6 protein-coding genes are annotated in these 10,723 nt (G+C 70.1%); 3 read left to right on the top strand and 3 right to left on the bottom strand.

Features of this window, described 5'->3' with window-relative positions; all coding sequences use genetic code 11:
• Positions 1–671: 671 nt before the first annotated feature.
• Entirely contained in the window at positions 672–1,292 is a 621-nt protein-coding gene (locus ACFYW8_RS33270) for a YceI family protein (RefSeq protein ID WP_389086216.1), read from the top strand.
• 218 nt (positions 1,293–1,510) lie between these two features.
• Here ACFYW8_RS33270 and ACFYW8_RS33265 read toward each other — a convergent pair whose 3' ends face one another.
• Positions 1,511–2,866, bottom strand: a complete 1,356-nt coding sequence (locus ACFYW8_RS33265; RefSeq protein ID WP_389086211.1) for a hypothetical protein — start codon at positions 2,864–2,866, stop codon at positions 1,511–1,513.
• Positions 2,867–3,075: 209 nt separating this feature from the next.
• On the opposite strand from ACFYW8_RS33265, the gene ACFYW8_RS33260 reads away from it, so the two are divergent.
• Positions 3,076–3,381: a hypothetical protein gene (locus ACFYW8_RS33260; protein ID WP_389086207.1), complete on the top strand. Its 306-nt coding sequence runs from the start codon at positions 3,076–3,078 to the stop codon at positions 3,379–3,381.
• A 69-nt stretch (positions 3,382–3,450) separates the two neighbouring features.
• Here ACFYW8_RS33260 and ACFYW8_RS33255 read toward each other — a convergent pair whose 3' ends face one another.
• A complete protein-coding gene (locus ACFYW8_RS33255; RefSeq protein ID WP_389086203.1) occupies positions 3,451–6,492 on the bottom strand; it encodes a glycoside hydrolase family 3 N-terminal domain-containing protein in 3,042 nt (1,013 codons plus the stop codon).
• A gap of 306 nt (positions 6,493–6,798) precedes the next feature.
• On the opposite strand from ACFYW8_RS33255, the gene ACFYW8_RS33250 reads away from it, so the two are divergent.
• Positions 6,799–8,673 carry a ricin-type beta-trefoil lectin domain protein gene (locus ACFYW8_RS33250; protein ID WP_389086198.1) on the top strand — a complete coding sequence of 625 codons (1,875 nt, stop codon included), beginning with the start codon at positions 6,799–6,801 and terminating at the stop codon, positions 8,671–8,673.
• 194 nt (positions 8,674–8,867) lie between these two features.
• On the opposite strand, the gene cimA is transcribed toward ACFYW8_RS33250, so the two are convergent.
• Positions 8,868–10,472 (bottom strand): citramalate synthase, encoded by a 1,605-nt coding sequence (cimA, locus tag ACFYW8_RS33245; RefSeq protein ID WP_365876396.1) that lies wholly within the window; start codon positions 10,470–10,472, stop codon positions 8,868–8,870.
• Between the last annotated feature and the right edge of the window lie 251 nt (positions 10,473–10,723).

The raw sequence follows: 10,723 nt of genomic DNA, 5'->3' as shown, positions 1-10,723 counted from the left end.
TGCTGCGCCTCGGTCGCCTTCTCACTCGGGCCGGCCATCGCCCGGGCACGGATCGCGTGCAGCTCCGCCACACGTCCACGCGCGTCCGTCGGTTCACCTGTGGAGCTCGTGGAGCTGGCGGTGTCGGCCTCGTCCAAAACGGTCATGTAGCGACCATACGAAGTCCACCAAGGAAAGAGGCCCGTCGACTCTGCACAGTCTCCGGACCGTTTTCCTGGTGCCCCTGAACAGAACCGCCATCACATGCAGGCGATCCGACTGCCCAGAGGGGCTTGGGCTTGTTTAGATCACACAAACCGTTGGGCCGAGAGCCACCTCACATTCATGAGTGGCACATGCCATCACCGGGGTGACGCGGACCCCCGTTCGGCGGTCCGCACAGCCCACGGGCGCCCCGCCCGGCGGCCACCCGGTCCCGGTGCCGCCGACGATGCCGAGCGCGCAGCCGCCGGCCCCCTTCAAGGTATGGGCGCCCCGCACGACCGGGTCCACGCGCGTCCACCGGGGACCGGACGAACGTGACCCACCGCGACATGAAGAGCACTCTCCGGATGATGTTGAAACTTGAACGGAATAGGTCTACGGTTGCCCTTGTTGAGTTCGTTGAACATTCAACAGATTGTGCCGTGGCTCTCCCCGGAACCGCGGCCCGTCCCCCCAAGGAGCACCTCATGGGCATCTTCGGCCGCAAGACCACCGACACCGCCGAGTCCGCGGGCACCGCGACGATCACCGCCGTCAACCCGGACCTGGCCGCGCTGACCGGCGAATACACCATCGACCCGGCCCACTCGACGATCGGCTTCGTCGCCCGGCACGCGATGGTCACCAACGTCAAGGGCAAGTTCAACGACTTCGAGGGCACGCTGCACCTGGACGGCGGCGACCCGGCCAAGTCGACGGCGTCCCTCGACATCAAGATGGACAGCATCGACACCGGGTCCGCGGACCGCGACGGTCACCTCAAGAGCGCCGACTTCTTCAAGACCGACGAGTTCCCGGCGATGACCTTCCGCTCCACCGAGGCGGAGGCCCTGGGCGGCGACGACTACCGGATCACCGGCGACCTGGAGATCCTCGGCACCACCCGCCGGATCACCATCGACCTGGAGTTCAACGGCGCCGCGAAGGACCCGTTCGGCAACGAGCGCGTGGGCTTCGAGGGCAAGGCCGAGATCCTGCGCTCGGACTGGGGCCTCACCTGGAACGCGGCCCTGGAGACCGGTGGCGTCCTCGTCTCCGACAAGATCAAGCTGAACTTCGACATCTCGGCGATCAAGAACGCCGGCTGATCTACCGGTTCCCGCCGGGCCACGTCGGCCGGCTCCGGCCGGCCCGGTGCCGCCGCGGCGGCACCCTGAGCGCGCCCGCCCCCTGCTCCCCGGTGCGGAGAGGGCGGGCGCTCCGGCGTCTCGGCACCAGGGAGCAGAGGGCGGGACGGAGCTGCCGCAGGTGCCCCCGTCGGCCCGCCGGAAGGGCGGGCGCCGGCGCCGAGCTCTCGTGGCGGGCGTCAGAAGCCGCCGCCGAAGTCACCGCCCCCGCCGCCGAAGTCGCCTCCCCCGCCGTCCCCGAAGCCGCCGCCGAAGTCGCCGGGGTCGAAGTCGGCCCCGGAGACGTCGCCGCCGCCGTAACCGCCGCCGAAGTCGCCGTATCCGGTGCCGTAGGCGGCCCCGTACCCCGGACTCGCCATCATGCTGCCGAGCACGGTCCCCACGAGCAGGCCCGGCAGCACCCCGCCGCCGAAGTAGCCGCCCGCCCAGGGGCCGTACGCCGGGCCCGCGTCCCAGTACGGGCGGCGGCCGTGGTCCGTCTCGACCTCGCGGACCGCCGGGTCCTCGCCGCCGACGAGGCGGATCCAGTCCGCCTTGCAGACCGGGACCTCGCGTGCCGCGCCCCCGGCGGGTGTCCAGGCCGTGTCGGCGACGGAGGGGCCGTGCCGGGGGTCGAAGAAGCACGGCGCCCGGCGTTCTGGGACCGGGCGGCCCTCACGGCGCGCGGCCAGCACGGCGAGGGAGAAGCGGCCCTCCTCCAGGGACTGGGTGACGGCGCGCACGTCCTCGGGACGCCGGGCCTTGGCCATGAAGGACTTCGCCTGTTCGTAGGCGTCCAGCCCGCGTTCGTAGTCGGCGCGCATCGCGTCGTCGGCGCCCGCCTCAGCGGGGTGGAAGTCGAGCCGGTCCAGTTCCTCGCCGAAGGCGGTGATGTCCTCGTCCACGACGACGCGGAGCCTGTCGAGCGCCGCCCGCCGTTCGTCCTCCTTGCGGCGCCGATTGCGGCGCACGACCGTGTAGGCGCCCGCCCCGCCGACGACGGCCACCGCGCCGACCGCGATGAGCGCTCCAGCCGAGACGCCCGAGCCGTTCGCGGCGCCACCCCAGCTCGCCGGGGCCGAACCGTGGATGTTGGCCAGCGCGCGGTCGGTGAACTCGTTCAGCTGGGTGTTCGCGTCCGAGACGCCCTGGACGCTGGTGACGAGGTTCTGCACGGCCGAGCGGGACATCACCGAGGAGTCGGCGCGGGCGTCGAAGCGGTCGCCGAGCCTGATCTCGTAGAGGCCGGTGATGCCGGTGGCGGTGCGCAGATCCTGGAAGAGGTTCTGGGTGGGGAAGTTCGCGGGGAGCACGGCGACGAAGACCGGTCTGTCCGCCTTCTTGATCTTGGCTGCGAGGGCGTCCGCCTCGGACGCGGAGAGCTGGGCGGAGGCGGCCGGGTCCACATAGACGGGGCCCTTGCGGAGGGCCGCCGCCACGGTGGAGACGTCGGTGGCCGCGTGGGCCCGGGGCGCCTGGAAGCACACCATCGCCAGGGCCGCGATCATCAGTGCGACCAACAGGCCTGGAAGTCCTCGGGTGCGTGCGGCCCTCATGCCTTTGAAGCTACCCGAACCGGAGCAAAATCGGACATCGGGAGGGGGGTGCCCCGCCGCGGCCGGGGCTCGGCCGCGCTCCTCGGCGCCGAGCCTGCCCGTGGTGGCGCGTGGCATCGGGCCGACGCCCCGCAACGATCTGATTCCGCCTGCCGGAACTGTGGCCTCCGTCACAGCGGTTTCTGGCATGGACCTGATGAAGTACCCGGATGGTCGGACTCATCATTCGCGTTCTCCCGTTCTGGGTTCGCGAGCCGCTGCTCATCGTCGTCGGCTTCCCCTTCAGCGGCGCTCTCTTCTATGGCGCGGCGCGGGACGGGTCGGCCTTCGCCGCGCTCCTCGGTGTCGTGATGCTCCTGGTCAGCGTGTTCCGCGTGTACGTCGTGGTCAAGGCGCTGCAGGCCCGCAAGCTGGCCAAGGAACTCCGGAGCGCCGCGGCGACGGCGGCGACCGCACCGACTGCACCGACTGCACCGACTGCACCGACTGCACCGACTGCACCGACCGTGTCGTAAAGAGCAGGGACCGGAACGCGGGCCGGCCGGGGCTGACGTTCAGCCCCGGCCGGCCCTGCGCGCCTTCCCTCACCCCGCTCGGTACGCCTCCGTCAGCTCGGCCACCGCCTTCGCGTAGTGGCCGGTCAGCAGAAGATGGTCCGCGTCCGCGAAGAGCCCCGCGTTCGCCGCGGTGATCGACGAGCCGATCTTCCGCTGGACGAGCAGCCGGGCCTTCGTCACGGCCGTGCGGGCGACCCGGTCGGCACCGGCCCGCTCCGCCGCCGAGGCCACCAGGGCGAGCGTCCGCAGGGTGGCGGTGCCGCCGCCCGGTACGTTCGTGAGCGTCGTGAGACCCCAGCCGTACGGGAACTGCGGGTCGTAGGAGGTGTCACCGACGTTGATCGGCAGCTGGGCCGCCGACTTCGGCCAGGTGACCGGGAGCTGCCCGGTGAAGGCGCGCTTCCCGTAGAGGACGTCCGCGACACCGTCGCCCTCGGTGCCCGGCAGCCAGGAGGCCACGAGGGCGTCGACGGCGCCGAGCCGGTCGCCGATGAGCTGCGGGCGGCCCGAGACGATCAGCACCGCGCACTTCATGGCCGCGCACACCTTGTCGACGGCTGCCTTGTCGGCCGCGGTCAGTTCCAGGTCGTTGCCGTTGCCGACATCGCCGACGCCCTCCGCGTACGGGGTCTCGCCGACGACGACCACACCGACGTCGTAGCCGCCGGTCGGCGCCGAGGCGTCCTTGGAGTAGGTGACGTCACCGCCGGCGTTCCGCATGCCCTGGAGGATCGTCGTGCCCTTGGTGTTGTTGCCGGACGAGCCCTGCCAGGTGAGGGTCCAGCCGCCGGTCTGGTTGCCGAGGTCGTCGGCGTTCGAACCGGCGACGTACACCTTCTGGGACTTCCTCAGCGGCAGTACGCCGTCCGCGTTCTTCAGCAGGACCTGGGACTCGGCCGCCGCTTGCCGCGCCACGGCCCGGTGCGCGGCCGACCCGATCTTCGACGCGCCGCTGGTGTCCGCGTAGGGCTTCTCGAAGAGGCCCAGCTCGAACTTCTGGGTGAGGATGCGCGACACGGCGTCGTCGATCCGCCGCGCGCTGACGCGCCCGGCGTTCGCCTCGGCCATGAGCGTCGTGCGGAAGTCCTTGTAGGAGTACGGCACCATCATCATGTCGACGCCCGCGTTGACCGACGTGCGGACGTGCGAGGCGTAGTCGCCGGGGAGCTGGTCGATGGCGTTCCAGTCGCTGATGACGAAGCCGTCGAAGCCCATCCGGCCCTTGAGGACGCCGTTGATCATGTCGGCGCGGGCGTGCATCTTCACCGGGCCCTGGCCGTCGCCGACGATGTCGAGCGAGGAGTAGGACGGCATGACCGAGCCGATTCCGCGGTCGACGGCCGTCTGGAACGGGGCCAGGTGCACGGCCTCCAACTGCTGCCGGGTGACCTTGGTGACGCCCTGGTCGAGGGTGTACGAACCCGTCGTGGACGTGCCGTACCCGGTGCCGCCGTCGCCGACGAAGTGCTTGGCGGTGGCGAGGACCTTGTCGTCGTCCTTCAAGTCCTTGCCGTCGCGGGCGCCTTGGAGGCCCTGGATGATCGTCTCCATGGACTGGACGAGCGCCGGGTCCTCGCCGAAGGACTCGTAGGAGCGGCCCCACCGTTCGTCGCGGGACACGCACAGGCAGGGGGCGAAGTCCCAGGGGATGCCGGTGGCGCGGACCTCGGACGCGGTCACCGCGCCGGTCTTCTCGGCCAGTCGGGGATCACGGGTGGCCCCGATGCCGATGTTGTGGGGCATGACCGTCGCGCCGGCGAGGTTGTTGTGGCCGTGCACCGCGTCCACGCCGTAGATCAGCGGGATCTGGAACCGGGTGGCCTGCGCCCTGAGTTGGTAGCCGTCGACCATCTTCGCCCAGGCCGCGGGGGTGTTGGGGGTCGGCGTGGAGCCGCCGCCGGAGAGCAGTGACCCGAGGTCGTAGGAGGCGATGTCGCCACCCGCGCCGATCGCGCCGCGCTCGGCCTGGGTCATCTGTCCGGCCTTCTCCTCCAGGGACATCCGGGAGACGAGGTCGGCGACCCGCTTCTTCACGGGCAGTTTCGGGTCCAGGTACGGGAGTCCGTGGGCGTCGATGACGACCTGCGGGGTCTCGGCGGGGGCCTTGGCGCCGGTCACCGTGAGCTTGAGGGGGATCGTCTCGGCCGCTTCGGCGGACCGGTCGCGCAGGGTCGGGATCGTGATGGTGCGGCTCGTGCCGGACGTCGTGCCCGCCGGGAAGGTGACCTCACCCTTGACCTGGGTGTAGTCCTTGCCCGGCTCGGCGGTGCCGCCCGCGCTCTCGTACCCGACGGTCACGGGCTCGTCGATCGGGGCGGAGCCGGTGGTGGCGACCGAGACCCGCACGGTGGCGGTGCCGCCCTCCCGGACCGGGTACACGGCGGCGTCGGTGGTGACGGAGGCCCGCAGCGACTGGTCGGCCTTGCCGTACAGCTCGACGTCGTCCATGGCGAACTGCCCCTGGACGCCGACCGGAAGGGTGAGGGCGTACCCCCACATCTGCGTCAGGCCGAGGACCTGGTCGATACCGCCGACGGGCTGGTAGTCCGTGCGATAAGTGAAGTCGGTGAAGGGGATCTCGATCTGTTTCCAGCCGGTGAAGTCATCGGTGAAGGAGGTCGTCCACAGCTCGGAGGCCTCGCCGTTGGCGCCGCCGTCCTTGATCTCGAAGGCGATCTTCTTGGCGGTGTCCCGGCCGTCCCACCAGAAGCGGATGCCCTTGTGCGCGGACCAGTCGTGAGCCGGCTGTCCGGCGGCGAAGTCGTGGCTGAACCCGCCGTAGCCGCTGATGTCGTAGTCGCCGGTGAGGACCTTGGCACCCTCGGGCGCGTCGGACCGTGCGGTCAGGGCCAGTTTCGGCGGGTCGTCGCTGTCGCCGCCCCAGGTGAAGATGCCGTCGGCGGGCTGGTTCGCGAAGGGCACCTCTCCCTCGAAGCGGTCGACCGGGACGGGCGCCGGTTCATCGGCCGCCGCCGTTCCCGCCGAAGCGAGCGGCAGCAGTCCGGCGATCAGCGCGGCACCGGCCAGCAGAGCGGTTCTTCGTACGGAATTCCGATCGAGCCCGGTCAATGGGATCTCCCCTCGACTCTCACGTTCTTCTGACGACGTGCCTTCTTGTCATGACGTGCTTCTTGCCGACGTGCTTCCCGTGATCACTCGCTCTTCTTACGACTTAGATCACGGCGTGAGTTAACTGACGCCCCGGCGACCCGTCAAGACTTCACGTCGGAACCGGTACACACTCAAGTCACGTCCGGATCAGCGCAGTTGTTCCTTCAGGCCCTGAACGCGAGACCCCTTGACGTGGGCCCCCAGTCGTCATTTACTCACGCCTCGCACGCCTCCCAACCCCCACCTCCAGAAGGGCGGCGCTCCATGAGGAGATCCACCAGGAGATCCACTCGGGCGGTCCGGCTGATCGTCGCCGGTCTGCTCGCCACCGCGGGATTCACGGCGGCCACGCCCGCGCACGCCGCGGGCGAGCAGGTCACCGCCTATCTGACGACCACGGACGACGACGGCGGACGCCATGTCGTGCGCGGGCTGCAGGCCCAGGCGCCGTTCGCCTTCCAGTCGGGCAGCGGCGGAAGCGGCGAGAACATCACCGTCGACGAGAACACCCGGTACCAGACGTTCACCGGCGGGGGTGCCTCCTTCACCGACACCGCGGCCTGGCTGATGAACAGCAGCGGCGCGCTGTCGCAGAGCACCCGCGACGCGACGATGCGCAAGCTCTTCTCGCCGACGGACGGGATCGGGCTGTCCTTCCTGCGCAACCCCATGGGCGCCTCCGACCTGGCCCGGTACGGCTACAGCTACGACGACGTGCCGGCCGGGCAGAGCGACCCGAACCTGGCGCAGTTCTCCATCGCGCACGACCTCGCCGACGTGGTACCGCTGACCAGGCAGGCACTCCAGCTCAACCCCGCTCTCACGGTGATGGCCTCGCCGTGGACGGCGCCGGCCTGGATGAAGGACAGCGGGTCGCTGAACGGCGGCTGGCTGAAGTCCGAGGACTACGGCGCGTACGCCTCGTACTTCGTCAAGTACCTTCAGGCGTACAAGGATCAGGGCGTTCCCGTGTCGTACGTGACCGCCCAGAACGAGCCGACGTGCTGCTCCGGCTATCCGTCGATGAGCTGGAACGCCTCGGGCCTCGCCTACTTCACGAAGAGCGAGCTGCTGCCGAAGCTGAACGCGTCCAGTCTGTCGACGAAGGTGCTGGCGCACGACTGGAACTGGGACGTGTACGACTCCTACGCCGCGGGGACCGTCGACGACGCGGCGGTCCGCTCGAACCCCAACTTCGGCGGGATCGCCTGGCACGGGTACGGCGGTGACGTCACCAAGCAGACGAGCGTGCACAACCAGTACCCGGGCCTCGACGCCTTCGGGACCGAGCACTCCGGCGGCACCTGGATCGCCAACCAGCAGCGCGAGGACATGCTCAACATCGTCGACTACACCCGCAACTGGGCGAAGTCGGTGACCAAGTGGTCGCTCGCCGTGGACCAGAACAAGGGCCCGCACAACGGGGGTTGCGGCACCTGCACCGGGCTGATCACCGTGCACAACGGGGACGGGGCGAGCGGGACCGTCGACTACACGGTCGAGTACTACACGATGGGGCAGCTGACGAAGTTCGTCCGGCCCGGGGCGCAGCGGATCGCCTCCACGGCGTCCTCGGCGGTCCCGAACGTCGCCTGGCGCAACCCGGACGGTTCGAAGGCGCTGATCGCCTACAACGACGGCTCCGCCGCCAAGTCGGTCACCATCAACTGGGGCGGCCAGCACGCGACTTATTCACTGCCGGGCAAGACCTCGGCGACGTTCACCTGGTCCGGGACGCAGTCGGGCGGCGGCAGCCAGTCGGGGGCGTTCGTCGGTCTGGCCGGCAAGTGCCTTGACGTGGCGGGTGGTTCGAGCGCCAACGGCACCGCGGTGCAGCTCTACGACTGCAACGGGTCCGCCGCTCAGTCCTGGGCCGTGCAGGCCGACGGATCGGTGCGCTCGCTCGGGAAGTGCCTCGACGTCACGTCGGGGTCGACGGCCGACGGCGCCAAGGTCCAGCTCTACGACTGCAACGGTTCGGGCGCTCAGCAGTGGTCGTACAACTCCTCGACGGGTGACGTGGTCAACACCGCGGCGAACAAGTGCCTCGACGTGACGGACAACTCGTCGGCGAACGGGGCGCGGGGACAGATCTGGTCGTGCACGGGGGCCGCCAACCAGAAGTGGCACTTGCAGTAGGGCGTCCGTGTCCCGCCCTCGACGGGGGCGGGACACGGAACGTGTCGTACTGGCGGCCACGCGCCCCCGGCACCGTCACCTTCCGTGCGGCGGACCTCGCCACGCCGAAGCCGGGCCGGGTGCGGGCCGACACGACCGGGCGATGAGCCCCGGCGGGTTCGAGAGGCTCGCCGAGGGCTCCTGTCGAGGCGGGCCTACGCGGCCGGCTCGACGCCCGCGCGCAGCAGCCCGTAGGTGTACGCGTCCTCCAGTGCCTGCCAGGACGCGGCGATGACGTTCTCCGCCACGCCGACCGTGGACCACTCCCCCGTGCCGTCGGAGGTGGAGATGAGGACGCGGGTGGTGGAGGACGTGCCGTGCTTGCCCTCCAGGATGCGGACCTTGTAGTCCACCAGCTCAAGCTTCGCGAGCTGGGGGTAGAGCGTCTCCAGGGCCACGCGCAGGGCGCGGTCGAGGGCGTTGACCGGGCCGTTGCCCTCGGCGGTGGCGACGATGCGCTCGCCCTTGGCGAAGAGCTTGACCGTGGCCTCGTTGGCGTGGCTGCCGTCGGGGCGGTCCTCGACGATGGCCCGCCAGGACTCGACCTCAAAGTACGTACGGGCCCTGCCCTCGGCCTCGGCGCGCAGCAGGAGTTCGAAGCTCGCGTCGGCGGCCTCGTACGTGTAGCCCCTGAGCTCGCGTTCCTTGACGCGCTCGACGACCCGGCCGACCAGTTCGCGGTCGCCGCTGATGTCGACGCCCAGTTCCTTGCCCTTGAGCTCGATGGAGGCGCGGCCCGCCATGTCGGAGACCAGCATCCGCATGGTGTTGCCGACCTGCTCGGGGTCGATGTGCTGGTACAGGTCCGGGTCGACCTTGATCGCGGAGGCGTGCAGGCCCGCCTTGTGCGCGAACGCCGAGATGCCCACGTACGGCTGATGGGTGGAGGGTGTCAGGTTGACGACCTCGGCGATGGCGTGCGAGATCCGGGTCATCTCACGGAGCTTGCCCTCGGGGAGCACCTTCTTGCCGTACTTCAGCTCCAGGGCGGCGACGACCGGGAACAGGTTGGAGTTGCCGACGCGCTCCCCGTAGCCGTTGGCGGTGCACTGGACGTGGGTGGCGCCCGCGTCGACGGCGGCCAGGGTGTTGGCGACGGCGCAGCCGGTGTCGTCCTGGGCGTGGATGCCGAGCCGGGCGCCGGTGTCCGCGAGGACGGTGGCGACCACGGCCTGGATCTGCGCCGGGAGCATGCCACCGTTGGTGTCGCACAGGACGACGACATCGGCGCCGGCCTCCGCGGCCGCGCCGACGACCGCCTTGGCGTAACCGGGGTTGGCGCGGTAGCCGTCGAAGAAGTGCTCGCAGTCGACGAAGACGCGGCGGCCCTGGGCGACCAGGTGGGAGACGGTGTCGCGGACCATCTCCAGGTTCTCCTCCAGCGTGGTGCGCAGGGCGAGTTCGACGTGCCGGTCGTGCGACTTGGCGACCAGGGTGATCACCGGGGCCCCCGAGTCCAGGAGCGCCTTGACCTGGGGGTCCTCCGAGGCCTTGCCACCGGCCCGGCGGGTCGCCCCGAAGGCCACCAGCTGGGCGTGCTTGAAGTCGATCTCCTGCTGGGCGCGGGCGAAGAACTCGGTGTCGCGGGGGTTGGCACCGGGCCAGCCGCCCTCGATGAAGCCCACCCCGAAGTCGTCCAGGTGCCGCGTGATGGTCAGCTTGTCCGCCACGGTGAGGTTGATGCCCTCGCGCTGCGCGCCGTCGCGCAGCGTCGTGTCGAAGACGTGGAACGCATCGTCGAGCTCGCTGGTTTCCGTCATGGTCTCAAGGCTCCTGTATTGAACTCGGTCTACCGGAATGACCGGCTCCACCGTCCCCCAATGATCCCTCGCGCTGCGCTCCCGGCTGAAGGTGGGCCAGAAATGCGAAAAACCCCTCGCGGGTGCGAGAGGTCTGCGCGCGGGTCGAGAACGACGGTGTCCGCCCGTACCTGGTCGTACGTGGCGGTCACTGCGGACCGGCGCGCCTGCTGCCAATAATCGTGGCGAACGAGAGCACGGGGGCAGTCTGG

The sequence above is a fragment of the Streptomyces sp. NPDC002742 genome, from assembly GCF_042888885.1.
GTDB lineage: Bacteria > Actinomycetota > Actinomycetes > Streptomycetales > Streptomycetaceae > Streptomyces.
Note: the sequence above shows the minus strand (reverse complement) of the source record. Positions and strands in the feature narration are given on the sequence as shown.

Coding starts and splice junctions, on each gene's coding strand:
- ACFYW8_RS33270 (WP_389086216.1), top strand. CDS start 672: ATGGGCATCTTCGGCCGCAAGACCACCGACACCGCCGAGTCCGCGGGC.
- ACFYW8_RS33260 (WP_389086207.1), top strand. CDS start 3,076: ATGGTCGGACTCATCATTCGCGTTCTCCCGTTCTGGGTTCGCGAGCCG.
- ACFYW8_RS33265 (WP_389086211.1), bottom strand. CDS start 2,866: ATGAGGGCCGCACGCACCCGAGGACTTCCAGGCCTGTTGGTCGCACTG.
- cimA (WP_365876396.1), bottom strand. CDS start 10,472: ATGACGGAAACCAGCGAGCTCGACGATGCGTTCCACGTCTTCGACACG.
- ACFYW8_RS33250 (WP_389086198.1), top strand. CDS start 6,799: ATGAGGAGATCCACCAGGAGATCCACTCGGGCGGTCCGGCTGATCGTC.